Genomic DNA, 25,226 nt, shown 5'->3' on the forward strand with positions numbered 1-25,226 from the left:
ACGTTTGCAGCACCATTACGGGGTAACGGCAGCCAACGGAATCCGTAAATGAACGGTCGTTCCTTTCCCCCGCTGCGAAGTCACGGTGATTTCTCCGCCTACCAGCTCTGCCCGTTCTTTCATTCCATAAATGCCAAGTCCGGTTCCCTTCGGATCGTTTGCATTCACGTTAAATCCGCATCCCTGATCGGAAACGACAAGCTCCAGCGTATGCTCGGAAGCAAATAGACGGACGTCAATCTCGTCTACGTTGGCATATTTCAGCGCGTTCAGCACGGATTCCTGACATACCCGGTAGACGACCGTCTCAACCTCACTGTTAAAACGCTGACCGCCTAGCTCTGCCACAAAACGCACGACGACCCCGTAGTTCTTCTCAATCCATTTGAAATGCGAACGAAAAGCCGCATCCAGACCAAGATCGTCCAAGGAGGCTGGACGCAGCTCCACCGATAGATTGCGAATTTGCTCCAACAATCGGGTGAGCGAAGCCTCCGTTTGTTGGATTTTCTGCAAGGCTTCCTCTTGCACATTCAAATATTTCAACACCCGAAGATCCACCAGCGAGCTGATCAACTCTTGAGCGACACTATCGTGCAACTCGCGGGAGATCCGCTTGCGTTCATCCTCCTGAGCTTTAATAATGCTCTTCATCATAGTATTGCGGTTCAGCATTTGCTGCGTCATGATGGGATTCGTCAGATCGCGCAAGATCAGCACCCGAACCCCCGACTCTTGGTCCACCGTCTGAAAACTGGCCGAAAACGGGACGACGCCTTTCGTCTTGGTCTCCAAATAGAGCTGGAAGGAGCTAAAATCCTTCTTGGTGTTGGAAAGATAGCAATTGATACAGGACATCGGTTCATCTTCACTAGTATATCCACGGCACGAGAAGCAAAAAGCGTTGTGCTCGGTGTCTGCTGATTCCTCCAGCACCCGGCGATCCAGCAGCTTCTCGGCCTGAGGATTCATCGCCATAATCCGATGCTGTGCATCAAAGAAAATGATTGCATCGGAGCTTTGCTCATACTGCTTCTGCAGAAGCTCGATGGGTACGTTCAAGGATAACGGATTCATGGGATCAGCTCCTTGATCTCAAAATCCCCAAACTGGCCTTGCAGCCATTCATACAGCTGGAGCAAATCTTCCTGGGACATCCGCTGCTCTCCCCGGTAGCCCGCCAAGAGAACGCCTTCCACCCGATCCGCCAAATATAACGGGAGTGCAGCCAAGCTGGTTAATCGCTCCGAGAGCAAGATCGGAAAATTGTACAGCTCTTGCGGCTGAAGCACTTCGTCTACACGGGGAACCAGCATGGGGCTGCCGGTTTTGAACACGATGCCGGCAACCCCCTTACCCGACTGGAGAACGATCCGTTTGTAGCGGTTATTCAAATTGCCTGAAGCGTATTTCCAGGTAAGTACAAAGTCGTTGATCGCCGACTCCGCAAAGGCCAGCGACACAAAATCATACCCCATTTGCTCTCTTAATTGATCGATCATCACCTGATAGCAACCGGAGGTTGGTTTCATGAACTCGTCTCCCTAATCTCAAATCCTTAACGTCCCGCAGAATGCGAGCGATTCTTCCTATAAAGGATATAGCTTCTCCGGGCATAATTCAAGGGTATGCTCCACACATGAACGAGCCGGGTAAACGGCCACAAGGCAAAGATCAGGAACCCTGCCAAAATGTGGATTTGGAACGTGATCGGCACCTCTGCCATATAGCTGGCTTCCGGACGGAGGATCAGCAGGTTACGGAACCAAATGGATATCGTCTCCCGATAGTCAAAGTCCGGCTGTACGTTATTCGTCACCAGCGTAGAGTACATCCCCATAAAAATGATGAACAGCAGCAATCCATTGACGATCATATCCGACGCGGAGCTAAGCCGGCGCACATTTTTCATCGTCAACCGACGCATCGTCAGAATCAGCATTCCGGCAAATGTCACCACGCCAAAAAATCCACCGCCATACATCGCCCCGATATGATACAAATGTTCGTTGACGCCAATCGCGTTCATCCATTCCTTCGGAATACCTAGCCCGGCCACATGACCCAGAATGACCGGGATAATGCCGATATGAAACAGGAGGCTGCCGAGCATTAGCCGTTTTTTCTCGATGAACTCACTGGATTTGGCTGTCCAGTTAAACTGGTCGTAGCGGTAACGGAAGATATGTCCCACCACGAACGTGACCACGCATAGATAGGGAAAAATCACCCATAGAAATTGCTCAAACAGGCTCATGGACTTTCACCTCCTGCGACAAACACAGCTTAAACGTTTCCCGAAGGGCTTTGATTAATGGATAATAAGGGTTCCCCTTCGACTCCAGTGACTTCATTAATTGGTAAGTGCCGTCCTCCAAAATCGAGATTACCGTCTGCATCGCCATTAAGCCATGCGGATGATGGAGCCAATCGGCCGCATACAAAAACTCCAGCATCAGCGGCAGAAAATCCGGCAGCTCCCGGTCCACCATCTCCATGCCAAACATCTCGTAAACCAATTTAAGCGAGGTCAGCAGTTGTCCGCGGTCTTTAGAATCTTCATATTTGAAATACGTCATATACAGCGTTGACGACTTCTCAAAATCAAATGTATCGACGTAAAGCTCCTCGATCTCTTCCATGCTTCGTGCAAGCATCTGTTCCCGGTATTTCGACACCGGCTCCATGACGGAAGCAGGGAAAGCCTCTTCCCCACCTTCCTGAATGGAAGCGAACGTCTCCTTGTCGGGGTAAACGAGCTGCCCGGCAAAAAAGCCGAACAACTCGCGATGTGCATCCAGTTTCACCAGATCAATCACGCCAGATCCCCCCATAGAAGTTTTGTTCATACAGATCCCGTCCACTCTTGCCGGTGCTCGCCGGAATCGGAGTGGCAGGACCGCAGCCGTCACAATCCATGCCAAATCCGGCGGTGCCTTGGGCCCGGTACGGGTCCATGTACCCCTCCTTATGCGAGGTTGGAATGACGAACCGATCCTCATATTTCGCGATCGCCAGCAAACGGTACATTTCTTCAACCTGTTGTGCGGTCAGCCCCACGCGATCCAATCGTTTCTCGTCAAACGGCTGCTTGGAGAATTGTGCGCGTTGGTATTGGCGCATCATTGCCATCCGTTGCAGAGCGATTTTTACCGTTTCCGTGTCCCCAGCCGTCAGCAGATTCGCCAGGTATTGAATCGGCGTTCTCATTTCCTCAATTGCCGGGAAGATGAGATCCGGGTTCTGAATCGAATCCTTGCCTTCAAAATGGCTCATGATCGGGCTGAGCGGCGGTACGTACCACACCATTGGCAGCGTCCGGTATTCTGGATGCAGCGGGAAGGCCAGTTTATATTCGATGGCCAGCTTGTAGACCGGCGAATTTTGCGCCGCTTCGATCCATTCCTCAGAAAGTCCATCTTTGCGGGCTTGCTCGATGATTTTCGGATCATTTGGATCAAGGAACAGGCTTAGCTGAGCTTCGTACAAATCCTTCTCATCTAGGGTAGATGCCGCTTCTTGCACGCGATCCGCATCATACAACAGCACGCCGAGATAACGGATACGTCCGGTGCAGGTTTCGGAGCACACGGTTGGAAGTCCTGCTTCGATTCTTGGGAAGCAGAATGTGCATTTTTCCGCTTTGTTGGTTTTCCAGTTAAAGTAAACCTTCTTGTATGGGCAACCCGTCATGCAATAACGCCAGCCGCGGCAAGCTTCCTGGTCGACGAGGACGATGCCGTCCTCATCGCGTTTATAAATTGCGCCGGATGGACAGGAAGCCACGCAGCTTGGATTTAAGCAATGCTCGCATAGACGAGGCAAGTACATCATAAACGACTGTTCGAAGTTAAACTTGATGTCCTCTTCGATCTTCTCGATGTTTGGGTCCTTTGGTCCGGTGATATGGCCGCCGGCCAGATCGTCTTCCCAGTTCGGTCCCCAATCCAGGTCCATCGTGTCGCCGGTGACGGCGGATTTCGGACGGGCCACAGGCTGGTGCTTCTTCTCGCCCGAATTCGTCAGCTTCTCGTAATCATATGTCCAAGGCTCGTAGTAGTCTTTCATTTCCGGCATATCCGGGTTATAGAAAATTTTACCGAGCGCGATCTTGGACAGCTTGCTGCCGGATTTCAGCTCCAGCTTCCCGTTACGCAGCGTCCAGCCGCCTTTGTAATGCTCTTGGTCTTCCCACCGCTTCGGATAACCGATCCCCGGCTTCGTTTCAACGTTGTTAAACCACATATATTCGGCGCCTTCCCGGTTCGTCCAGGTGCTCTTACAGGTCACGCTGCAGGTATGACAGCCGATGCATTTGTCCAGGTTCATCACCATGGCGATTTGCGCTTTAATCTTCAAGCCAGTCAACCTCCTTCAGTTTGCGCACGGCAACGTACACATCACGCTGGTTGCCGATAGGTCCGTAATAGTTGAAACCATAGCTAAGCTGGGCATAGCCCCCAACGAGCTGCGTTGGCTTCAAATGGATTCGCGTCGGCGCATTATGGCTGCCGCCTCGCTCACCCGTAATTTCCGAACCAGGAACATTAATGTGTTTGTCTTGGGCGTGGTACATAAACATCGTACCCTTGGGCATCCGGTGGCTGACTACGGCTCTAGCCGTAACAACGCCATTGCGGTTATAGACCTCCAGCCAATCGTTATCGTTAATCTGATGCGCTTCGGCATCCTCATTGTTGATCCACACGGTAGGCCCGCCGCGGAACAGGGTCAGCATGTGCAGGTTATCCTGATAGGTGCTATGGATGTTCCATTTCCCGTGCGGTGTTAAGTAGCGCAGGACAAGTGCATCCTTGCCGCCCTCAACCTGTTTGTCCCGTGGACCAAACACCATCGGCGGAAGCGTTGGTTTGTAAACCGGCAGCGCCTCACCGAATTGCAGGAAGATCTGATGATCCAGATAAAAATGCTGGCGTCCCGTTAACGTCCGGAACGGCACCAACCGTTCAATATTCGTTGTAAACGGCGAATACCGGCGTCCTGATTTGTTCGAACCGCTGAATACCGGCGTCGGGATGACCTCGCGAGGCTGTGCGGTAATGTTCGCAAAGGTGATGCGTTCCGCCGCACGATCTGCAGAGATATCCTTCAACTCCACGCCGGTATCCTGTTCAGCCGATTCCCAAGCTCTCTGCGAAACTTTGCCGTTTGTTGCCGAGGACAGGTGCAGCACTGCATTGGCCGCTTGTCTTGCGGTACGCAGCTTCGGACGACCGTTTTTGATCGTATCATCGGTGTAAGCGCCGTTGATCTTTTTCAGTTCCTCGTATTCTTCCTTCACGGAGAAGCTGACCCCGTGCGCGCCCACCTTGCCAGATTCCAGGTTAGGTCCCAGCGTGATGTACTTGTCGTAGATCTTCGTGTAATCGCGCTCAACCACGCTAAAGCTAGGCATCGTTTTGCCAAGTACCGGTTTGACTTCACCGCGCTTCCAATCCTTCACTTCCCCATAAGGCTGGGAAATTTCAGCCATTGAGTCGTGACCCAGCGGAGAGGAAACTACGTCTTTGTATACGCCCGGCATATGTTCCTTCGCCATCTCAGACAAGACGCTGGCCAGCGACCGGTAAATATCCCAGTCCGTCCGCGATTCCCACAGCGGATCGATCGCCGGGTTAAACGGATGCACGAACGGGTGCATGTCGGTTGAGGACAGGTCGACCTTCTCATACCAAGTTGCGGCAGGCAGGACGATATCGGCATACATCGGGGTCGCTGTCATCCGGAAATCCAGTGCCACTAGCAGATCCAGCTTGCCTTCCACTTCATCACGCCAAACGATTTCCTCCGGCTTCTCCTCTTCGTTCGGACTGGATAACAACCCATTATGCGTGCCGAGCAGATGTTTCATGAAGAACTCTTGCCCTTTCGCCGAACTGGAGATCAGGTTCGACCGCCAGACAAACAGCGTACGCGGGAAGTTCTCCGGCGCATCCGGGTCTTCCACCGCAAACTTCGTTTCGCCTGACACCACTTGCTCATAAGCATGCTTGATGATGTCCGTATTATCGGTTTTGCCTTGAGCCGCCGCTTCTTCGGCGAACGATAGGCTGTTCTTATTAAACTGCGGGTACGATGGCAGCCAGCCCAGTCGGGCAGCCAGCACATTGTAGTCCGCTGGATGACGGTACGGAATCTCCCCGCCGGTTGGCGATTTCAGCGATTCCGCGCTCATCTCCTCGTATTTCCATTGGTCTGTAGCAAAATAGAAGAACGAGGTCGCGTTTTGCAGCCGCGGCGGTGCCTGCCAATCGCGGGCAAACGCGATTGTCGACCACCCTTCAATCGGCCGGCATTTCTCTTGCCCGACATAGTGGGCCCAGCCGCCGCCGTTCACGCCTTGGGATGCCGTCAACACAACCAGGTTCAGAATGGAGCGATAGATCGTATCGCTGTTGAACCAGTGGTTAATCCCGGCGCCCATGATGATCATCGAACGGCCGCCAGTATCCAGCGCGTTCTGCGCGAACTCGCGTGCGATTTGCACTACCAGCGATGCCTTCACACCGGTAATGCGCTCTTGCCATGCAGGCGTATAGTGCGATTCCGCATCATCGTACCCTTTGGCGGTATGGGTGCTGCCAGGGCGGTTCACGCCATATTGACTAAGCATCAAATCAAAGACAGTCGCAGCCAATCGGGTGCTGCCGTCTGCCAAAGTGACCGTTTTGGCCGGAATCGACCGAGTAAACGTGCCGTTGCCTGCCGCATCGAAGTAAGGGAAGACGATTTCTGTCCATTCTCCGCCGTGCGGTTCGACTGACAGCGCCGGTTCGATCCGGGTGCCGTCTTCCCGCTCCAGAATCAGATTCCACTTCACGTCCTTCTCCCAACGTTGGCCCATCGTTCCGTTCGGAACGATCAACTCTCCAGCCGCCTCGTCATAAATGACCGGCTTCCATTCGGCATGCTCCGTCGCCTGCCCCAGATCGCTGGCCCGCAGGAAACGTCCGGCCTTATATCCACCTTCATGCGGATCCAACAAAATGAGGAACGGCATGTCCGTGTATTGTTTGGCATAATTCAAGAACATCGGTTCTTGGCGCTTCACATAGAACTCGTCAAGGATGACATGGGTCATCGCTTGGGCAACCGCAGCGTCTGTACCCGGATGCGGCGCGAGCCAGTTATCGGCAAATTTGACGTTCTCCGCATGGTCCGGCGCTACGGACACCACCTTGGTTCCTTTGTAACGAACTTCGGTCATAAAGTGGGCATCCGGGGTCCGCGTGAGCGGCACATTGGAGCCCCACATGATCAAATATCCGGCGTTATACCAGTCGGATGATTCCGGTACATCGGTTTGCTCGCCCCAGATTTGCGGCGAAGCCGGCGGCAGGTCAGCGTACCAGTCGTAGAAGCTAAGCATTTCGCCGCCCAGCAATGAAATGAACCGCGCGCCCGATGCATAGCTGATCATCGACATCGCTGGAATCGGTGTAAATCCAGCAATCCGGTCAGGCCCATATTTTTTAATGGTATAAAGGATTTGTGCTGAAATCAGCTGGGACGCTTCTTCCCAGGTCACGCGCACATGTCCGCCTTTCCCGCGAGCTTGCTTATAGGATCTTGCAGCTTCCGGATTCTCCACGATGCTCGCCCAGGCTTGCACGGGATTCCCTTGAGACTTGGTCATCGCCTCGCGCCATAAGCGCAGCAGCTTCCCGCGCATATAAGGGTATTTCACCCGCAACGGGCTGTACTCGTACCACGAGAACGAGGCGCCCCGTGGGCAGCCGCGCGGTTCAAACTCGGGCATATCCGGTCCGCAGGACGGGTAATCAATCTGTTGATTTTCCCAGGTAATGATGCCGTTCTTCACGAACACCTTCCAGCTGCAAGAGCCGGTGCAGTTCACCCCGTGCGTCGTGCGCACAACTTTATCATGCGACCAGCGGCCGCGGTACATATTTTCCCATTCCCGGCTTTTCTCTTCGATCTTGGTCCATTTCCCCGAGATCGTTTCCGGCTTCTTAAAAAAGCTAAGTCCTGATCTTCGTTTCACGGAAGTGTTCACTCCTTCATCGCCCAAATGAATGCCTTTGATGGGGAATCAATGGTATTCGAGCTTCTGACTCCATTATGAAACGAATTTCACTTGCTTTCCCATCAGGGAAATCCCTCGGCTTGTCGGTGAACGCCCTATAACGACAAAAAAACGCCCAAATGGCGTTTTTTGAAGAACAAATTTCGGTATTCGTTAGGAATGAAGATCCATCATGTACCAGGCGTCACAGGCAAAATGCTCGGAGCCGGCTAGCGGAACTTCCAGCTTCCGGAAGCCATGCTTGCGGTAAAAACGGTTCGCCGCCTCCATCGTCTGCAGCGTTTCCAGATAACATTGCTTATAATGACGCTTGGCAAAGTCTAAGCAGGTCGCCAGCAACTGGGCTGCGATCCCGGTCCCGCGGATTTCTTGCCGCAAATACATTTTCTGCAGCTCGCACACCTCGCTGGAATCAGCAAACGGGGCAATCCCGGCCCCTCCGAGCACCCGGCCATCCTGCTCTACAACCCAGTAAGCTCTTCCCTCCGGCTCATAATAGCGGGAGAGCGCGCTAAGGCTCTCGTCTATCCACGCCAGCCCTTCCCGGTTCCCGCCGAACTCGATCAGGCAATCGCGGATCACGGCTTCAATCGCCGCATTGTCCTCCGCTTGCAAAGGTCTAATGATCATCTGGCGTCCTTCCTTCCGCTACAACAGATTCATCTCATGGAGCTTGCCGAAGATCATCCGACTGACCAGCGATGTCCGAACGCGCTCCTCATAGCTAAGCCAAGCCATTTCCTCGATCTCGGAAGCGGGTTGAGGCTCGCCTTCGACCTCCGCAAAGTAACAGGTCATCCGTACAAGTATCCCTTCCGGCTTGCCGTCAGCTTGCGCTTCAAACGTTGCAAAGTAGTTGATCGTCTCCGGCTTTACGGTCACGGATAACTCCTCTTGAATCTCTCGTTGCAAAGTTTCGTGATCGGACTCGCCTGGTTCTCTTTTGCCGCCTGGTATATAAAACAGCTCTTTCCCCTTCGAACGGACATTTAACATGCGACCATTCCGCAGGTGAATCCAGGCGATTTTATCGATGTTTCCCTCCATATTTTGACGCCCCCTAACTCCAAGCTTAATTCAAAGCTTCTCTCTTGCGAACGGAGCTTTCCTTCTCGCTCTCACTTCCCCCGCCCAGCTTAAACACGAAGATCCCGCCGACAATCACTAACACACCGATCAGTTGATTCAACGTAAACGGCATCTTCTGTAAGCCGAGCCAGCCTAGCGAATCAAACAACAAGGCAAACCCCAACTCCGAAGTCATAACGATGGCTACAGCATACGTTGGCCCCAACAGTTTGACGCCCTGTACCATGCAAGTCACGACGCCAACCCCAATCAAGCCGCTGAACCAAAACCATAGCGGCATCCCGGGTAATGACGTAAACATTCCTTTTCCTTCAACGATCAGGCCAATGACAAAGGAGGCGGCAAACCCCAGACCTAACACCAGCGTCGTCGTCGTCCAATTGCCAGTCTGTTCATTCACCTTCGTATTAAACACGTTTTGCATCCCCACCAACGCTCCGGCAGTCAATGCGAACAATATCCCTAACAGCACGTCTCTCCGTCCCCCTATTCGTAAATATTCCGGCTTGCCAGTTTGTGAAGCCCTTCCCGATCCTTCACCGTGATGCCCTCGCGGCTTCGCTCGATCAAACCTAGCGCCGCGAATTTCTGCAGCACCCGGTTCAAATGGCGATAGCTGGAACCGATCAAATTAGCCGCATCGGCCAAATCGGCGGTGCCGAGTTTCCCCTGAAACCGCGCATCCGCTTCGTCGAAAGATACAGACAAGAGATAACTCGCCAGGCGGATCTCCACCGGATACAGCAGATTAAAGCTCATCGAGCTGGATTTCATATAAAACTTCTTGGTGATTATGTCCAGTAAAAAATGCAACAGCGGCGAATGATCCGCACCGTATTTCCGCAGCCAACGGTACTCTACCCCGATCATGTGAACCGGGGACACAGCCTCAACGGTATTGATGATATCCCCGTCCCGAATGTATTCGACATCCCCAATGACCTCCAGCGGATTTTTAAAGGAAATGACCAGCGTACGGCCTTCCGGAGAGGTGTTATAAATTTTGATCTTCCCCCGAACCAGCACGTACATGGTATGCGATGGCTCGCCTTGCGTGCAAATCAGCTCTCCTTGGTCAAACCCGTGAAGCGTCAGATAAGGCAGCAACGCTTTGGGAAATACCTTCTGAAGTCCATACGATTCGATATAGTCATTTAGCAGGTCCGGGTCTGCCACTTCTTTCATATCCGTTCTCCTCCTTGAGGCTTGGGCCATTCACTCATCCGTTAAAATTTGAGAATAATCACTCCCGCAATCATCAAGCCGATTCCGATAAACTGCGGCAGCCGCATTTTTTGCTTCGGCACACCAAACCAACCTAGGCTATCAATCAGAAAGGTGATGCACAACTGGGCAATCAAAACCGCTGAGATCGTCAAAGTGACTCCAACCTGCTGGATCGCTGTGACGTTGCTAAAAATAATAATCGCCGCCCAGGCCCCGCCGCTGATATACAACGGCTTCACCTTCCGCAAGTCGGGAAGCCCCCCGTCACGGAGCATCAGCCAAATCAGCAAGGCCGCGACAAAGCCGGTACACTGAGTCAACGCCGCCGCCGGCCATGTGCCGATCTCGCCGCTGATTCTTGTATTCGCCACCCCTTGCAAGGTGATGAACGCCCCGGCCAAAAACGCAAACAACAAACCCCTCATCGTCTCTCTCCTCATTCTCGTTTTTCGCGATCCTTTATTTCAATACCTAATTAAAGGATATCTTCTGCCGTTTGGAAAGGACATATGTCCTGAATGCCGGAAGGATGGTTAAAATAGAAGGAAACCGGAGTCCAAAATGGAGGGCCCAAGATGCAATGGACATTCACAACCTTGAACAAATGGGATGACGCTTGGTGGGACAAACTGGAACCTATCTATCGCGAAGCATTTCCGCACGGTGCCAAGCCAACAAAAGTGCTTCGGAGCATGCTGGATCGCGGGATCGCCAGCTTGCACGCGGGGCTGTTAGACGGCGAAGCGGTGGCGATGGGCGTCACCGGCCTCAGCGGCAAGCAGGGCCGCAAGCGCTTGATCCTCGATTATATGGCCGTGCGTCAAGATGTAAGAGGTCAAGGATTTGGCCGCCAGTTCTTCGCGGATATCCGCGACTATGCCGTGCAGGAACACCACGCCGAGGCGATCATCATTGAGGCGGAAGCGGAGGACACGGAAACGAACCGGGAGCGCCTCCGTTTCTGGATCCATTGCGGATTTATTGCCACACCTTACGTCCACCAATATATCTGGGTTCCCGAGCCGTATCGGGCGCTGTATCTCCCGCTAAATGATCAATTCACTGTAACCGATGACGGTCGATCGCTGTTTCAGGACATTACTTCGTTCCATCATCGTTCATTTCGCGGGCAGTAATGGGAGTTCTTATCGAGCAATGGAATGGTGCAACTAACAGTAAAAACTACTGTTAATTTTCAACCAACCGCCTTAATTGTTCTAATTAGCTGGAAAAAGTACCGTTATTTTCGATAAAATCCGCTGTTTTCGAGCAGATCAGCCAAATTAAAGGTAGGATTTACTGTTAATTCCCCTCGGTGGCGTAAATCGCGAAAAATAACAGTACGATTTACTGTTAATCTTCATCATCGGCTGATTCACACATTCTCATCGCTATTCAGCTTGCTCTCGTAAATTTTCGTAAGTAAGGTCTCGAGTTGATTGGTTTCCTCCTCGCTTAACACAGCCGTCAATCGGCGGTTAAAATCCGCTAAAATTTGCCGAAGCGTGGGCTCGAAGGCTCTTCCCTTTTCCGTCGGATACCACAAGATCGATCGCCGATCGTGTTCGTTCACCCGCCGTTCTATGTAACCGGCCTCCTCCAGTTGTTTGACGGAGCGGGTCGTGGTCGCCTTGTCGAACTTGACCAGGTTCGTCAGCTGGTCCTGATTTAACCCGGGCGTCGCTAAGATCGCCAATAAATAGCTGTGGTTCCCGCCTCCGCCAATCCCATATGGCTTCAACAATGCGGTGACTTCCTTTTGGTTGATCCGTTGCAGATAGGAGATCAGTTTGCCAACGGAAGGGTAATTCATATCCCTGCACCTCTTTTGCGATTCTCATTTATGCAAATTTTAACTGAAATCAGTTGCGTTCGCAACTAAATTGGAGTACACTAGGATTGCTTAAAATAGTTGCGTTCGCAACAAAAAAGGCTGGAGAAGAGAGAGGTGTGAAACGATATGGATATGACGACTCAACGTTCTGACCTTCGCACAACTTCCTATCAGGATGATCCGGACATTCAACGAAAACGTTGGTTGATCCTGATTGTATTAAATTTATTTACATTTATGTCGACGCTGGACGGAAGCATCGTCAATATTGCCCTGCCAGTGATCTCTAAAGAATTGCATCTTACCGTTGCCCAAGCAGAATGGATCGTTTCCGCATATTTGATGATGACCTGCGCAGCTATTCTTTTCTTCGGCAAACTGGGAGACATCGTTGGTAAAATTAAGGTGTTCAAATGGGGCATGGTGATTTTTACTGTGGGCTCTCTGCTGTGCGGCTTCAGCCATAACCTGCCGCTGCTCGTTGGCTCACGGCTGCTGCAAGCGCTTGGCGCCTCGCTTACCATGGCCAACAGTCAGGGAATTGTCACCGACATCTTCCCGGCCGGAGAACGAGGCAAAGCGCTTGGGTTCACCGGGACCTTCGTCTCGCTGGGAAGCATCACGGGCCCGAGCCTTGGAGGTGTGATCGTGTCGGCCTTAGGCTGGGAATATATTTTCTGGGTGAATGTCCCTGTCGGCCTCATCGCGATTGTCATCGGCTGGAAGCTGCTCCCGGCGGACCGAACCAAGCTGAAGGTGAAAATCGATAAAGCGGGCAGCACGCTGTTCCCCATCTTTATTCTGGCATTGTTCAGCGGCTTACTGTTTGGTCAGCAGCTTGGCTATCAGGATATCCGCATTGTGAGTGCGCTCGTCCTGGCGGTCGCCGTGTTCCTCGTGTTTCTGTGGATCGAGACACGCAGCGAAGCGCCGATGCTTCAACTGACGTTATTCCGCAATCCGTTGTTCAGCTTAAGCATTCTGTCGGGATTCCTGGTGTTTGTCGCCAACTTCTGCTTTAATATCATCGCCCCATTTTATACGCAAAGCATCTTAAACCTCTCGCCTTCGCATGCCGGGTTTCTGATGATGCTGTTCCCGATCGTCATGGTCATCGTCGCGCCGCTCAGCGGTGCATTGTCCGATAAGATCGGCTCCGAGTTGCTGACGTTCGTCGGGTTGATCGTGATGGTGATCGCGCAAATCGGGCTAGCCCGTTTGCACGACAGCAGCTCTATCGCCCAGGTGGGGGTATGGATTGCGATGCTTGGCCTCGGCAACGGTTTGTTCCAGTCCCCCAACAACTCGCTCATCATGTCGAAGGTTCCGAAAACCCAGCTGGGCATCGCCGGCAGCATCAACTCACTCGTACGCAATATGGGTATGGTTGTCGGCATCACCGTCGCGACCACGACTTTATTCAGCGTCATGAGCAGTCGGGCGGGCCGCCGGGTCACCGGATTGGTGCCGGATCGTCCCGATCTGTTTCTATCCGGCATGCATGTGGTGTTCATGACGTCCGCTACCATCTGTTTCGTCGTCGCCATTTTGACCGGCTGGCGGTTTTGGTCAGCAAAACGAGCGCAAGGGCGAGAACGGGTGCGTTCTACGTACTAACAGGAAATCTAATCAACCAGTCACTGATTCTCTTCAGACGACTGGTTGTCTAATCTTGAAAAGTATTACGTTTCTCTTTACTTCGCGATCAAATATCGTATTGAGTTATTAGCCCTAGCTCGTCAACATAAGTAATCGTTGATTGCAAGGTAGTTAATTGAACTCGAATCCTACAATACTTATTGTCTTTTTTCCAAGCAAGAATAACTTCCTCATTGGATGAGTCAAGCACCTTCCCGGATCCATCCCACGTGCCAAAACTAGGTTCGATATCCAGATAAGTCAGCGGGGCAAAGCTTCGATCACCGGACGAAGGAAAAGCATTTCAGTGACTTAGAAGTGGAAAATCCCTCAATGAGAAGGTGCCGGTTTACACCGCAGGTGATGAAAGACTCCGTAGGGAATAGAGGAGGGAATGATGCGCGCCGAAGGGATTTAGGTTTTCGCCTACCTCCGAAGGATGGGACGCGTCATGGCCCCGAAGGGAGATACAAATTTTAAGAGAGTAAAACAAAAGCGCCCACATGAGTGAGCGCTTGTGACTATAGTTTAATCTTCTCGAATGACTGATTTCTCTTTTCTCTTTCCTTGAGGATCCATTCCGGCAGATCAAATGCGATCTCACCGCTTTTTGATTTTCGGATAAACTCCGACATTGCAGCTCGTGTTGCAGGCGTGTCAGGAGCGTTGGGGATAGTTTGCGGTCCGCCTAAATCACCAAGATCGCTTCGTTTAATTTTAATTTGACTAGAAGCAAGCAGCTTGTTGTACGGCCGTCTATTCCTCATCATGTTTATCACGTCCTTTAGTAATAGTATAACTCAATAATGGCTTTCATGATACCACCGTTTATGCCCATCATGCCTTGCGGTAAAAGAAAAGCACAAAAATGTTTATGATAATAAGACTGTAATTTTGTTTTTGGCGTCAGCGCTAAGAATCCATCGAAACCAAGTCGGTCGCTCTCCAGGGAAGCGAATGCCAATAAAAGCTTCATCACATTCAAATAAAAGCGCGGCGGGTTCGCATTGTACCGAGTAGGAAAGGCAGAATCCAGGAGCACTACATAAATGTGATCCTCACGAATCTCAAAAGAGATACCACCAATGATACTGCCATTATGGTCATCCACGAGTTTATAGACCTTCCTTTTTGAACTATGCAGTTCTTTTCGCCAATCAAACGTCCATTTCATTCGTCTCGTGTCGCTTAATGTAGCTGGTTCAATTCTCGCTTTACGAAAAGAACCATCACTACATTCTAACCACCAATCTGCCATACATAAACCTCCTTCCATTACAGTATAAAGGAGACGCCACATTGACGTCTCCTATTTGAGTAGCTATACTATAACCAGCATTTCGCTTATCCAAGTTTGGAAAGCAGAGATGCATAAACGGATATACTTGATCCAGATCGGAGAGAAGACTGTAGGTTCGTCAGTTGGGTAGCTGATTGAGCAATCTTCTTTTCTTCTCTGGATATCTCAGAGTAAATAATACTCATAATCATCCAATCCTTTCTGGCTATTAACAAAGCTTCGCTCCTTTCCAATCCAAAGTCTGTTCAAATTTTAAGAGGGCTCTCTGATAAGGAAGCCCTCTTTTTGATTTATATGGTTTCCTTGATGATCAAATACAACGTTACTTATTGATTCCCCGAATTGATATCAACAACCACTTTGCTTAAGGTCAAGACGGGCACATCAGAATCCGGAGTTAGGAAATCCCGTTGTTCCATCGGAAACCTATAAGCCGATCCGTAACTTCACTGCTCTGACAACTTTGAGTCAGGCCGCTGTAGTTTATAGCGCTTTCATCCTTTTCAGGAACATATGAGGTATATATTTTTCCGTTCGTGTCGATGAAGACAGCCACATCGACTTCACTAAATAATGACAAGTTAGTTGTCAGTCGAGATTCATTAATGACGTCATTGACACTTCGTTCAATCAGGGGATTACTAAAAATTCGACTTGATAGGAATGCCAAAATGCACAGCGGTATGAGGATTTAGCGGGATAAAAACGGTGAGCAGCTTGCTTTTAAACGACAATCCCCCAAACCAAATCCAGATACGCTGTTTCATGCTCAATTCACCTCTCTTTCCGAAACGCCTACCATAAGCGTACTATAATAAATGTATGTGTAATCCCACAGTAGCCCCCCTCCACCTCAGTTTTCAGCGTATGTACTTAACGGCTGTTCTTATATTGCCATAAAAAATACCCCTTAGAATTCATCGGAATAACCAGGGATTTTCCAATGTCTATTCTAAGGGGTGCACTTCATTAGATGATCCTGAAGGTGTTTTTAATTGTCTCACATTGCGGGGTCAGTCCCGTGAGAAAAACACCCTTATGGATCTTTTGCTTTTATAAAGAGGGATGGTACTATATTAGTCCTTCCACTCGAGTCCGTTCAGGATGCGATATTTCAATAAGGCAAGCAGGAAATCATCATAAAAATCTTTACGAACGATGATCCGGTATTGGCGCTCCTGATCCTGATTCAAGTAGAACAAGACATCCGTGTATACGTCATTATCCTCGAACTTTTTCTGCACTTCCCGCATGTTCGAGAACAGCGGTTCGTTCTGCAGGAAAGTCAACTCGAATTCTACGTCCTCTTCATTTACCGTTTCACGAATGCGGACTTGCTCCGGATCAAAGTGATAGATCAGCGGCATGTCCTGTCCCCCTCACGCAATAGATTGATGATCTAAGCGTATCGTGTCGCAGCAGCGAAGTCAAATTTTAGAAAAAGCTGACTCTCGGTATCTCGCATATTCCTCCGGTGTGTCGATATCGCGGGGGGCATTTCCCGAAATCTTCACCTCAACGATTTGCTCTCTGTATTGCTGCAGCAGCTCTTTGGCCCCAACGTCACCGTCCAGCTTAGTCAACTCAGGGAACAACGGCGCTGCAAACAATACGGGATGCGCCGGTCGATCATCATAACGCGCTTGCACAATCTCGGCTCCGGTTTGGATGAACACTTCCGTCACTTGCCGTATCGCATCCGGTGAGATCTCCGGCTGATCGCCCAAGATGATTTGAATCGCTGCAGGTGCATAACGCGCCTCTAGCTGCCGGACTCCAGCCGCCAGCGAGGCGCCAAGCCCCCGATTGGCCTGCGAGGTTGTCAGCCATTCCACCGGCACACTCTCCGTATCTTCTTGGCGAAGCGGTCCGCCTTCCGCGGTAATTACCGCCATCTGAACATTTCCTGCCACCAACACCTGGTGTATCGTTTGTTGCAGCAGATTTCCGCGCGGTGCTGGCAGCAGCAGCTTCGGCTCGCCCATACGCCTGGAAGCGCCGCCCGCGAGGATTAACGCCCATACATCTCCTGACCCAGCTCTGCGCTTAGACACGGCAGGACTCCGGAAAGGCAGGTTCGTCAAGAAATGATGGACTCGAAGTCGAAGCGTTCAATGAAGCGTCAGTTCCTCCCCCGCGGATGGCCCCTTTCCGATCACGCAGAAACCCGCCGGAGCGTCCATTTTTGATTGCGGTAATTTCTGCCAAGATACTCATCGCAATCTCTTCAGGGGTTTCCGCGCCAATGTCCAGCCCTACTGGCGAATAGAGTTTATCCAGCAGCGCAGGTTCGATCGCGCGTTCCGGCTCGCCAGGGTTCCGAATTGGCTCCAGAATCTTCTCCAACCGGTAGCGGGAGCCGACCAGGCCGACATATTGGACCTCCGGCGTGAGCATCTTGTGGACCGCCTCCCGGTCCAGCTCCAGGTTATGCGACATGACGACGACGTATTTGCCGCGGACATCGACCTGCTCAAACGCGAAGCGCGGGATAATCTGCAGCTCGTCCGCTGCAGGAAACCGCTCCCGCGTCGCTTTCCCCGTCGCATGGTACGCGACGGTCACCCGCCACTGCAGCCGGCGCGCCAGGCTGCAGAGCAAGCGCGCATCGTCGCCAACGCCGACGATGACCAGCTCCGGGCGCGGTGCGACCCGCTCCAGCAGCAGCTCCAGCTGCGCGCTGCCCTCGGTGCGTCGCACCAGCCCGGCCCGCCGGCCCGCGCCCAGCAGGCCGGCGGCTTCGGCCGCGCCGGCGAGCGTGCGGCGCGCGCCGGGCGGCACGGCGGCGGGATCGGAGGAACCGATCACCGTCGCCGCCACATACGGCTCGCGCGTCTCCACGCGCTGCCGCAGATCGCCGATGATCCGGTCCGCCGCGTCCGGCGCACAGACCGGATCAAACGGCTCGAGCCACACCGTGATCGCCCCGTTGCACCCGAGGCCGGTCCCCCACACCTCATCTTCCCCAATGCGGAAGTCGTATAGCAGCTTGCGCGGCTCCAAGGTGCGAAGCACCTCCTGGGCATGCTCGCGCAAGTCTTCCTCAATGCAGCCGCCGCTCAGAATGCCCGTCACCTCGCCATCCGCATGGATGAGGCAGCGGGCGCCTTCCCGGCGGTAGGCGGAGCCGTCCACATCCACAATCGTGGCAACAACGCAAGCCCGGCGCTCCGCCAGGCAGGCGTCCAATGCAAGAATGAGCTCCTCCATGTTCATGTCATCTCCCGTCTTCAATCTCGGGTCCGTCTATCTCAATCCTGGAACGGAACCCCCACCCTTTATTACGATTGCAGCGATTTCCACACGCGTTCTGCCGACAGCGGCAGCACATAACCGCGCCGTCCCGTTGCATTGGCGATCGCATTGGCAATGGCGCCCGGAACCGGATCCAGCGCCACTTCGCCCAGTGACTTCGCCCCAAACGGGCCGTGCGGATCGGCTTCCTGCACGAAATGAACCTGAACATCAGGCATATCTTTAGCTCCCGGCATGCGGTAGTCCATCATCGAAGGGTTCATGACTTTGCCTTCCTGTACGATCAAATCCTCCATCGTGACCCAGCCGATGCCTTGGGCGACGGCGCCCAGCACCTGACCTTTCGCCATCGTCTCGTGGATGATCGTGCCCGAATCGTGCACAGCCCAATACCCGACAACCTTCGTCCGGCCGGTGTCCGGATCCACCTCAACCTCGGCGACATGCGCCGCAAACGGATAGTTTGGCGAAGGATGTCCGAAATAACTGGCGTCCGGCAGCTCGGTATCCGGCACATAGGTTTCCTTAACAGTGAACTCCTCGCCAGCATGACGCGCCCGGAACCAATCAACGACATCGCTAAGCGAATACGTTTTTCCCTCGTGCTTCACGACGCCCGCCTCATATACCGCTCCTTCGCCAAGAGCCTGAACGGCCAATTGCTGAATTTCGCGGACCAGCGATTCCGCCGCCTTTTGCACCGCATTGCCGCCCATCACCGTACTGCGGGAAGCCAACGTACCGATGCCAAACGGATACCGCCCGGTATCCCCGGATCTGACCAAAATCCCGTCTTCCGGAATCCCGAGCACGTGGCTGGCGATGCGGGCGTAAGTCATTGACATCCCTTGACCTAACTCGATTTCGCCGGTTTCCACTTCAACGAATCCGCCTGGTTTGACGCGAATGACTGCCGTTGAGCCGTCAAACCGAGGATCGATCGCGCGGAAGCCCGAGACGTGGTTAGCCACCGCAAGGCCAAGGCCCCGGTAAGGCGGCAGTTCGTTTCTCCGCTCCCAACCGGACAGCTCCTTCACCTTCTCGATGCACGCTTCCAAATTACACGTATCGAGACGATATCCATGCAGCGTCGTGTCGCCGGCGTGGACGATATTTTTGAGACGCAGCTCGGCCGGATCCATTCCCAGCTCCAGCGCAATTTCGTCAATCACGCTTTCCACCGCGAATAGCATCTCCGCATTGCCGAACCCGCGCATACACGTCGTTGGACTATTGTTGGTGTACACCAGGTATCCCGTCGACTTCACATTGTGGAAATGATAGATGTTGTCCGGCCGGGTGCAGGCGGTGGCGATGACGTTGGGACTCCAATAGACGCGAGCACCCGCATCGGCATATACCGTCAGCTCTTTGTACACGAATTTCCCTTCCGCATCTGCCCCGATCTCAATGTCAAAGGTCAGCGGAACACGCGGATGGGCCGTAATCATATCTTCATACCGATCCAAAATGATCTTCACGTGCCGTCCCGTCGCCATTGCCAAGGCCGCCGCGATCACATGAACCTTCAGGACGTATTTAGCGCCAAAAGAACCCCCAATCGGCGGCACGATCATCCGCACCTTGTCTTCTGGCAAGCCAAAACCGGCAGCATACGCTTCCCGCGCCCGGTACGGAATGTGGGAAGGCGCCCAAATGGTGATGCCCTCCTCCTCCGACCAGTGTGCAATCGCCCCAACCGGCTCCAAATGTCCCTGATATATTCGGTTCGAAACGTAACGCCCGCCTTTCACGACGGCCGCCTTCCGCTTCCCTGCTTCCACATCGCCGCGCGCGACATCCACCTTCATCGGACGGTTCAGCTCCACGTCCTCGTGAATCTGCGGCGCTCCAGGAGCCATCGCCGCTTCGGGGTCAAACACGCCTTCCAAAGGCTCTAGCTCCACCTCGATCAGGGCCAATGCTTGCTCGGCTGCTTCTTTCGTCTCGGCTGCAACCGCAGCGATTTCATCGCCGATGAAGAGCACGCGATCGCGGGCGAGAATGTTCCAGTCTTTGAATTTGGTAGGCCCGTATTTATGGTTAGGCACGTCATCTGCCGTGATAACAGCATGAACGCCTTCCACTTGACGGGCTTTGTCCACGTTAATCCGTTTGATCCGCGCATGCGCCAGCGGGCTGCGGTAAATCGCGCCAACCAACTGCCCGGGAAAATTCATATCGTGCAGGTAACGGGTTTGCCCCTCCAGCTTGGACTTCAGATCCAACGGCTTTTGCTTTAACGTCGGATGGCCTTGCCGAGCTGATGGGTTCGGGTCAGCCGGGTTCATGACCTTGGCGTCTTGTGATTTGCTAGGTTGCTGCAGGCTGTTCTTCGTCATCGCACGGCTCCTTTCGAGGCCAGGACGTGCTCCGCCGCTTCAATGATGCCGCGATAGCCGGTACACCGGCACAGGTTGTTCTTCAGCGCCGCACCGATGTCACCGCCGAACAAGTCTGGATTTTGCAGCCAAGCCCAAGTCGACATCATCATCCCCGGGGTGCAAAAACCGCATTGTACGCCGCCGTACTCCTGCATCGCCTGCTCTAGCTCCCGGAATTCGGGATGCCGGGCTAAGCCTTCGATCGTTTCAACCGTTTGCCCTTGGGCGGAAGCCACCGGCACCAAGCAAGAAACGACCGGCTGGCCGTCCAGCAACACGGTGCAAGCCCCGCATTCGCCGGTGCGGCAGCCGATTTTTGTCCCCGTCAGGCCTTGTCCTTCACGGATCACGTCCGCCAGCGAAGCGGTCGGCTCTCCGTTCCAGGTCACGTCCTCGCCGTTAATGGTTAACGTCAAACTAGAGTTAGGGTTATGGTTATGTCCGCCGTTCATGAGGCAGCACCTTCTTCCTTTTGCAAATGCTTATGTGTCTTGGACGGAGGAATGGAACACTTCCTGCGGCGTGAAGCTGCGATCCAGCAAGCCGTCCTCCTGAAGATAGGAAATAAACGTCTCGATCTGCGGCCAGTTCGCAGCAACGCCATAAGGCCACATATCCCCGTTCATCAGCTTGGCCGATTGTTCAGCCGATTCCCAGACAAACGGATTGGAGGTTGCGTTGCGAATCGTCTCCAGCAGCTCGGTGATCCCTTCATCTTTGATCTCCCGCATCAGCTCGTACAACTGCTTCGGCAGTTCCGGAAATTGCTGAACGGTCTCCGCCTTCAGCGAAACCAAGTGCATAATCGGGAAAATCCCCGTACGCTGGTAATACTTCCGCTCGACGTTCCAGACGTCCGGGATTAACCGGCGCAGCACGCCGCCTTCGCCCGAAGCGGGGAACAACTTGGCCGGCGGGCGCCGAGCCGTCATGATCGCATCCACTTTGCCTTCAGCCAGCGCTTCAAAAATATCGCCTTCCACCAGCTTTGCCGGCGTCCCCACCGGCACCCGCTCTGGACGGAACGTATACCATTCCATCTCATCGGTGGCGATCCCCCATTCATGCCGGAACATGCCCCGGACCCATACGGCCGCCGTCATTTGAAACTCGGGAAATCCGAACCGCTTGCCTTTGAGTTCAGAAGGGTGAGTATACGGACTGTCCGAGCGGACATAAATCGCATTATGCCGGAATGACCGGGACAGAAATACCGGTATTGCCGTTAACCGCGTATCTCCTCCGCCTTTGGCAATCAGGTAGGAGGCCAACGAAAGCTCGGATACGTCATACGACGCCTGCGAAATTTGTTTAACAAAAATCTCCTCGATCGACTCCCGCTGCACGTCGAGCGCAAAGCCCGGCAGCGGTTTGGCGCCGCTGAGCAACTTTAAGGTGCGATCGCTCTCTGACATCGCGATCTTTAAGGTTGTCCCTGCCATGGTGATGCTCCTTTCCCCTCGTTACAGGCCGTTTGCGAGCAAAGCGTTCGCGGCCCGCTTGATATAAGTCCCGACTAAGGCGCGGCGATACTCCGCGCTGGCGCGCACATCCGTGATCGGCGAGCTATGCTGAACGTATAACGCGCTGAGCTCGTCCAGCTTAGCGGCAGTAAGTTCCCCGCTCCAGCGCTGCTCTTCCTCCGCGCTCAGCGTGAAAGGCTTGGGCGCGGCCGCACCAATCGCGGCAGTCCCCCACTCGATCTCGCTGCCCTTGCCTTGCAACAGCAAGGCGACGGAGACGATCGAGATGTCGGTGGCCGCGCGCTGATCGTGCCGCAGAAACACCTGCGGCACCTCGAGCACCCGGGCCGGGATGAACAGCGACGCGATCAGCTCGCGTTCGCGAAGCTGGGTCGCCTTCGGCCCGGTGATGAAGTCCGCGATCGGCACGCAGCGGGTGCCGTCCGCCCCGGCAAGCCGGACTTCCGCTCGGTAAGCGACGAGCGGAACGACCATATCGGCTGCCGGGGAGGCGTTCGCCACATTGCCGCCAAGCGATGCGCGGTTTTGGATCTGCCAGCCGCCGACGATACGGGCGGCTTGTTGCAGCGCGGGCACGACGCGAAACGTGTCGCTGCCCCAAATTTCGGCGGCCGTCACCGCGGCGCCGATTTCGAGACCCGCCTCGGTTCGGCGGGTCGCTTGCAGCTCCGGCACGCGCCGGATGTCGAGCCAGTCGGTATGCTCCGACTCGTACGATTTGCGCTGCGCGTTCACGAACAAATCGGTTCCCCCGCACACGATGCCGGGGTTCCGCTCCCGAAGCAACTCAAGCGCTTCGTCTAAACTGCGGGGCTGTAACCAGGCCATAATTGCCCCTCCTTCATGTGAATAATGGTCATGTCTACTCCAGCGCTGTCGCCAAATCCTTGATCCACGGACGGCCGGTCAGCGGTTCGATCTTAACCTCACTGCCTGGAACGGCACGGATGCTGCACAAGTAGCCAGGTTTGCCGTCCACAAACGCCGAGCATTCTTTGCAGGCGTTGGCGGAACGGCAGGAATACCGTACCGAAAAGGACGGGTCTACATGCTCCCGAATCCAAAAGATCGCATCCAGCAGGCTCATCCCGTCCCGGAACGGAACTTCGTATTTCTCCAAGGAAGCGCCGCTTTCCGCATCACCGCGAACTACGTTTAAAGTCACTGTTGCCATTGTTCCTTTTTCTCCCTTCATTCGGAACCGTCTTGCCGGCTCGCTTGATCTCATCCGTCTCCGTTAGCTGCCCGCCGGCAGCGGAACCTCGGATACACCCCATTCCCCTGCCTCATTCAAGACATAGCTGTAGCTGGACGGTTGGCTGAGCGTTTCATCGTAGTCCAACCGCACATGTGCGCCGCGCGTCTCCTTGCGTTCCAGTGCGCCCAGCACAATCGCTTCGCTGACCTTCAGCATGTTGGCGGCTTCCAGCTTCTCGAACAGGGACAGCGCAAACTTGCCCGGCTTCGCCAGCGAGATGCTGTCCAGCTCGCTGCGCAGTGCCTGCAGCTCCGTCAACGCTTCCTTCAAGCCGCTTTCCGTACGAAGCGGTCCGGCTCCCTTCCACATCACCTTCTGCAGCTTGCGTTTAAACGCTTGGAGCGATGCGGTATCCCGTTCAACCGGGACAGGGTGCCAATATTGCGTGAGCCGCTCCATCTCCCGCTCAAACGCTTGACGTACAGCAGCTTCATCCAGCGCATCGCTTTTCTCCCGTGCCGCGGTTTCGCCGGCGATACGGCCGGTGACCAGCGCTTCAGTGATGGCATTGCCAGATAAGCGGTTAGCGCCATGCATGCCATAAATCAGCTCGCCCGATGCCAGCAGCCCTGGCACCCGCGTGCGCATCGCTTCGTCCACGCGTACGCCGCCAAGCATAAAGTGCGCCATCGGCGCCACTTCCACCATATCTTTGGTCAAATCAACGCCTTGATTCCGCAAAATATCGATGACCGGACCAAACGCTTCCTTCAGCTTGTCCTCCGGCACCATCGTGAAGTCAAGATACGCCCCGCCGTGCGGCGTGCCGCGGCCAGCCTCCACCTCGCGGAAAATCGCCAGCGTCGTTTGGTCACGCGCAGCCGTGTATTTTCCGGCAACTTCCCCGTTGTATTTATCCATAAATTCTTCTTTTAAACCGTTCAGCAGACGGCCGCCCAGCTTATAGCGGAACGGATCCCACATGATCGGATCGATGCCAACGAGCGGCGGAAACAGGTGGGCGATCGGGAAGAACTGCACCATTTCCATATCGCGCACCTCGGCGCCCGCCTCGGCCGCCAGTACGAATCCGTCGCCGGTCATGTTCGCCGACGCACTGTTACGCTCAAAGACCTCCGTTAATCCGCCCGTGGCCAAAATGACCGATGAAGCGGCGATACTAATCGGACGGTACTCCTCCATCTCAAAGCCGATTGCACCAACGGCCCGCCCATTTTCGACGACAACTTTCGTGATCATCACGTTTTTGAGCCGCTGGATCTTCTCGTCCTTCCATATCGCCTTCTTTAAACCGGCTGCCGTAGCACCGCCCGTATTCAAAATGTCCACGTAGACGCAGCGGGCTTTGGAATGCCCCGGAGCAAACGCCTGCGAACGCTTGCCATCCGGCGTTCGGGCCCACTTAACGCCATAACCTTCCACTTCGAGGATTACTTCAGGTCCCCGTTCAACAACGGCGCGGACGATGTTCGGATCGGCCAAGCCCCGGCTTCCCTTCATCGTGTCCTCAAAATGAATTTCCGTGCTATCCTCTTCCGCTTCGCCCAAAGCCACGGCCACGGTCATCTGCGCCAAAATCGTCGCTCCGCCCCGGCTGATTAAGCTCTTGTCGGTCAAAATCACGCGGGCGCCTTCATCGGCCGCCGCTCGGGCCGCCATCAACCCGGCGGCGCCGGAGCCGACAACCAACACATCCGTCTGCAAATGCAATGGTTCCATCCTGTTGTC

25 protein-coding genes are annotated in these 25,226 nt (G+C 53.9%); 2 read left to right on the top strand and 23 right to left on the bottom strand.

Translation table 11 applies throughout. The features are described from left to right. Window positions 1-15: 15 nt before the first annotated feature. The 11 genes from ACL02P_RS06665 to ACL02P_RS06715 form a co-directional block, all read right to left on the bottom strand. On the bottom strand, window positions 16-1,077 hold the full coding sequence (locus ACL02P_RS06665) for an ATP-binding protein (protein WP_009223283.1): 1,062 nt from the start codon (window positions 1,075-1,077) through the stop codon (window positions 16-18). Next, window positions 1,074-1,532, bottom strand: coding sequence for a GAF domain-containing protein (locus ACL02P_RS06670; RefSeq protein WP_009223282.1), 459 nt, complete (start codon window positions 1,530-1,532; stop codon window positions 1,074-1,076). The genes ACL02P_RS06665 and ACL02P_RS06670 overlap by 4 nt, the downstream gene beginning before the upstream one ends. Before the next feature lie 26 nt (window positions 1,533-1,558). After that, window positions 1,559-2,257 (bottom strand): respiratory nitrate reductase subunit gamma, encoded by a 699-nt coding sequence (gene narI, locus ACL02P_RS06675; protein WP_412836995.1) that lies wholly within the window; start codon window positions 2,255-2,257, stop codon window positions 1,559-1,561. Beyond that, complete coding sequence (gene narJ / locus ACL02P_RS06680; RefSeq protein WP_009223280.1) at window positions 2,244-2,819, bottom strand: nitrate reductase molybdenum cofactor assembly chaperone; 576 nt, start codon at window positions 2,817-2,819, stop codon at window positions 2,244-2,246. Before narJ ends, narI begins: the two co-directional genes overlap by 14 nt. Beyond that, on the bottom strand, window positions 2,812-4,359 hold the full coding sequence (narH, locus tag ACL02P_RS06685) for a nitrate reductase subunit beta (RefSeq protein WP_085170708.1): 1,548 nt from the start codon (window positions 4,357-4,359) through the stop codon (window positions 2,812-2,814). The genes narJ and narH overlap by 8 nt, the downstream gene beginning before the upstream one ends. After that, window positions 4,349-8,026: a nitrate reductase subunit alpha gene (locus ACL02P_RS06690; RefSeq protein ID WP_260069988.1), complete on the bottom strand. Its 3,678-nt coding sequence runs from the start codon at window positions 8,024-8,026 to the stop codon at window positions 4,349-4,351. The genes narH and ACL02P_RS06690 overlap by 11 nt, the downstream gene beginning before the upstream one ends. A gap of 195 nt (window positions 8,027-8,221) precedes the next feature. Then, a complete protein-coding gene (locus ACL02P_RS06695; RefSeq protein ID WP_260069987.1) occupies window positions 8,222-8,698 on the bottom strand; it encodes a GNAT family N-acetyltransferase in 477 nt (158 codons plus the stop codon). 18 nt (window positions 8,699-8,716) lie between these two features. Beyond that, window positions 8,717-9,115: an NUDIX hydrolase gene (locus tag ACL02P_RS06700; RefSeq protein WP_260069986.1), complete on the bottom strand. Its 399-nt coding sequence runs from the start codon at window positions 9,113-9,115 to the stop codon at window positions 8,717-8,719. Window positions 9,116-9,140: 25 nt separating this feature from the next. Next, window positions 9,141-9,629, bottom strand: a complete 489-nt coding sequence (locus tag ACL02P_RS06705) for a DMT family transporter (protein ID WP_009223275.1) — start codon at window positions 9,627-9,629, stop codon at window positions 9,141-9,143. A 14-nt stretch (window positions 9,630-9,643) separates the two neighbouring features. Next, window positions 9,644-10,342, bottom strand: a complete 699-nt coding sequence (locus ACL02P_RS06710; RefSeq protein WP_260069985.1) for a Crp/Fnr family transcriptional regulator — start codon at window positions 10,340-10,342, stop codon at window positions 9,644-9,646. Between the two features lie 41 nt (window positions 10,343-10,383). Beyond that, window positions 10,384-10,809, bottom strand: coding sequence for a DMT family transporter (locus ACL02P_RS06715; RefSeq protein ID WP_260069984.1), 426 nt, complete (start codon window positions 10,807-10,809; stop codon window positions 10,384-10,386). 150 nt (window positions 10,810-10,959) lie between these two features. Here ACL02P_RS06715 and ACL02P_RS06720 point away from each other — a divergent pair, with 150 nt between their 5' ends. After that, window positions 10,960-11,520 carry a GNAT family N-acetyltransferase gene (locus ACL02P_RS06720; protein WP_009223272.1) on the top strand — a complete coding sequence of 187 codons (561 nt, stop codon included), beginning with the start codon at window positions 10,960-10,962 and terminating at the stop codon, window positions 11,518-11,520. A 239-nt stretch (window positions 11,521-11,759) separates the two neighbouring features. On the opposite strand, the gene ACL02P_RS06725 is transcribed toward ACL02P_RS06720, so the two are convergent. Continuing rightward, complete coding sequence (locus tag ACL02P_RS06725) at window positions 11,760-12,197, bottom strand: MarR family winged helix-turn-helix transcriptional regulator (RefSeq protein WP_009223271.1); 438 nt, start codon at window positions 12,195-12,197, stop codon at window positions 11,760-11,762. Window positions 12,198-12,344: 147 nt separating this feature from the next. Between ACL02P_RS06725 and ACL02P_RS06730 the strand changes: the two genes are divergently transcribed. After that, window positions 12,345-13,835 carry an MFS transporter gene (locus tag ACL02P_RS06730; protein WP_009223270.1) on the top strand — a complete coding sequence of 497 codons (1,491 nt, stop codon included), beginning with the start codon at window positions 12,345-12,347 and terminating at the stop codon, window positions 13,833-13,835. Between the two features lie 542 nt (window positions 13,836-14,377). On the opposite strand, the gene ACL02P_RS06735 is transcribed toward ACL02P_RS06730, so the two are convergent. The 11 genes from ACL02P_RS06735 to ACL02P_RS06785 all read right to left on the bottom strand — a co-directional run bounded on the left by ACL02P_RS06735 (window position 14,378) and on the right by ACL02P_RS06785 (window position 25,217). Next, window positions 14,378-14,626 carry a hypothetical protein gene (locus tag ACL02P_RS06735; protein ID WP_036643821.1) on the bottom strand — a complete coding sequence of 83 codons (249 nt, stop codon included), beginning with the start codon at window positions 14,624-14,626 and terminating at the stop codon, window positions 14,378-14,380. Window positions 14,627-14,640: 14 nt separating this feature from the next. After that, complete coding sequence (locus ACL02P_RS06740; RefSeq protein ID WP_009223269.1) at window positions 14,641-15,114, bottom strand: hypothetical protein; 474 nt, start codon at window positions 15,112-15,114, stop codon at window positions 14,641-14,643. 1,118 nt (window positions 15,115-16,232) lie between these two features. Continuing rightward, window positions 16,233-16,523 carry a hypothetical protein gene (locus ACL02P_RS06745; RefSeq protein ID WP_260069981.1) on the bottom strand — a complete coding sequence of 97 codons (291 nt, stop codon included), beginning with the start codon at window positions 16,521-16,523 and terminating at the stop codon, window positions 16,233-16,235. 60 nt (window positions 16,524-16,583) lie between these two features. Next, window positions 16,584-17,210, bottom strand: coding sequence for an NTP transferase domain-containing protein (locus tag ACL02P_RS06750; protein ID WP_260069980.1), 627 nt, complete (start codon window positions 17,208-17,210; stop codon window positions 16,584-16,586). After that, window positions 17,203-18,390 carry an XdhC family protein gene (locus ACL02P_RS06755; RefSeq protein ID WP_412836996.1) on the bottom strand — a complete coding sequence of 396 codons (1,188 nt, stop codon included), beginning with the start codon at window positions 18,388-18,390 and terminating at the stop codon, window positions 17,203-17,205. Before ACL02P_RS06755 ends, ACL02P_RS06750 begins: the two co-directional genes overlap by 8 nt. Window positions 18,391-18,437: 47 nt before the next feature. Next, window positions 18,438-20,753 (bottom strand): xanthine dehydrogenase family protein molybdopterin-binding subunit, encoded by a 2,316-nt coding sequence (locus ACL02P_RS06760; protein WP_339302133.1) that lies wholly within the window; start codon window positions 20,751-20,753, stop codon window positions 18,438-18,440. Beyond that, the gene (locus tag ACL02P_RS06765) at window positions 20,750-21,247 is read right to left on the bottom strand and encodes a (2Fe-2S)-binding protein (RefSeq protein WP_009223263.1); all 498 of its coding nucleotides are present in this window, start codon (window positions 21,245-21,247) and stop codon (window positions 20,750-20,752) included. Before ACL02P_RS06765 ends, ACL02P_RS06760 begins: the two co-directional genes overlap by 4 nt. 30 nt (window positions 21,248-21,277) lie before the next feature. After that, window positions 21,278-22,237 (bottom strand): 4,5-dihydroxyphthalate decarboxylase, encoded by a 960-nt coding sequence (locus ACL02P_RS06770; protein WP_412836997.1) that lies wholly within the window; start codon window positions 22,235-22,237, stop codon window positions 21,278-21,280. Window positions 22,238-22,258: 21 nt separating this feature from the next. Further along, complete coding sequence (locus ACL02P_RS06775) at window positions 22,259-23,107, bottom strand: FAD binding domain-containing protein (protein ID WP_412836998.1); 849 nt, start codon at window positions 23,105-23,107, stop codon at window positions 22,259-22,261. Window positions 23,108-23,141: 34 nt separating this feature from the next. Beyond that, window positions 23,142-23,453: a 2Fe-2S iron-sulfur cluster-binding protein gene (locus tag ACL02P_RS06780; protein ID WP_036643815.1), complete on the bottom strand. Its 312-nt coding sequence runs from the start codon at window positions 23,451-23,453 to the stop codon at window positions 23,142-23,144. A gap of 63 nt (window positions 23,454-23,516) precedes the next feature. Continuing rightward, complete coding sequence (locus ACL02P_RS06785; RefSeq protein WP_412836999.1) at window positions 23,517-25,217, bottom strand: FAD-binding protein; 1,701 nt, start codon at window positions 25,215-25,217, stop codon at window positions 23,517-23,519. Window positions 25,218-25,226 lie beyond the last annotated feature (9 nt).

The organism is Paenibacillus sp. MB22_1, assembly GCF_047200555.1.
GTDB classification, from domain to species: Bacteria; Bacillota; Bacilli; order Paenibacillales; family Paenibacillaceae; genus Fontibacillus; species Fontibacillus phoenicis.

What these genes read in the sequence shown, in the direction of transcription:
- ACL02P_RS06665 (WP_009223283.1), bottom strand. Translation starts at nt 1,077, where the DNA reads ATGAATCCGTTATCCTTGAACGTACCCATCGAGCTTCTGCAGAAGCAG.
- ACL02P_RS06670 (WP_009223282.1), bottom strand. Translation starts at nt 1,532, where the DNA reads ATGAAACCAACCTCCGGTTGCTATCAGGTGATGATCGATCAATTAAGA.
- narI (WP_412836995.1), bottom strand. Translation starts at nt 2,257, where the DNA reads ATGAGCCTGTTTGAGCAATTTCTATGGGTGATTTTTCCCTATCTATGC.
- ACL02P_RS06695 (WP_260069987.1), bottom strand. Translation starts at nt 8,698, where the DNA reads ATGATCATTAGACCTTTGCAAGCGGAGGACAATGCGGCGATTGAAGCC.
- ACL02P_RS06700 (WP_260069986.1), bottom strand. Translation starts at nt 9,115, where the DNA reads ATGGAGGGAAACATCGATAAAATCGCCTGGATTCACCTGCGGAATGGT.
- ACL02P_RS06710 (WP_260069985.1), bottom strand. Translation starts at nt 10,342, where the DNA reads ATGAAAGAAGTGGCAGACCCGGACCTGCTAAATGACTATATCGAATCG.
- ACL02P_RS06715 (WP_260069984.1), bottom strand. Translation starts at nt 10,809, where the DNA reads ATGAGGGGTTTGTTGTTTGCGTTTTTGGCCGGGGCGTTCATCACCTTG.
- ACL02P_RS06720 (WP_009223272.1), top strand. Translation starts at nt 10,960, where the DNA reads ATGCAATGGACATTCACAACCTTGAACAAATGGGATGACGCTTGGTGG.
- ACL02P_RS06725 (WP_009223271.1), bottom strand. Translation starts at nt 12,197, where the DNA reads ATGAATTACCCTTCCGTTGGCAAACTGATCTCCTATCTGCAACGGATC.
- ACL02P_RS06730 (WP_009223270.1), top strand. Translation starts at nt 12,345, where the DNA reads ATGGATATGACGACTCAACGTTCTGACCTTCGCACAACTTCCTATCAG.
- ACL02P_RS06735 (WP_036643821.1), bottom strand. Translation starts at nt 14,626, where the DNA reads ATGATGAGGAATAGACGGCCGTACAACAAGCTGCTTGCTTCTAGTCAA.
- ACL02P_RS06740 (WP_009223269.1), bottom strand. Translation starts at nt 15,114, where the DNA reads ATGGCAGATTGGTGGTTAGAATGTAGTGATGGTTCTTTTCGTAAAGCG.
- ACL02P_RS06745 (WP_260069981.1), bottom strand. Translation starts at nt 16,523, where the DNA reads ATGCCGCTGATCTATCACTTTGATCCGGAGCAAGTCCGCATTCGTGAA.
- ACL02P_RS06760 (WP_339302133.1), bottom strand. Translation starts at nt 20,753, where the DNA reads ATGACGAAGAACAGCCTGCAGCAACCTAGCAAATCACAAGACGCCAAG.
- ACL02P_RS06765 (WP_009223263.1), bottom strand. Translation starts at nt 21,247, where the DNA reads ATGAACGGCGGACATAACCATAACCCTAACTCTAGTTTGACGTTAACC.
- ACL02P_RS06770 (WP_412836997.1), bottom strand. Translation starts at nt 22,237, where the DNA reads ATGGCAGGGACAACCTTAAAGATCGCGATGTCAGAGAGCGATCGCACC.
- ACL02P_RS06775 (WP_412836998.1), bottom strand. Translation starts at nt 23,107, where the DNA reads ATGGCCTGGTTACAGCCCCGCAGTTTAGACGAAGCGCTTGAGTTGCTT.
- ACL02P_RS06780 (WP_036643815.1), bottom strand. Translation starts at nt 23,453, where the DNA reads ATGGCAACAGTGACTTTAAACGTAGTTCGCGGTGATGCGGAAAGCGGC.
- ACL02P_RS06785 (WP_412836999.1), bottom strand. Translation starts at nt 25,217, where the DNA reads ATGGAACCATTGCATTTGCAGACGGATGTGTTGGTTGTCGGCTCCGGC.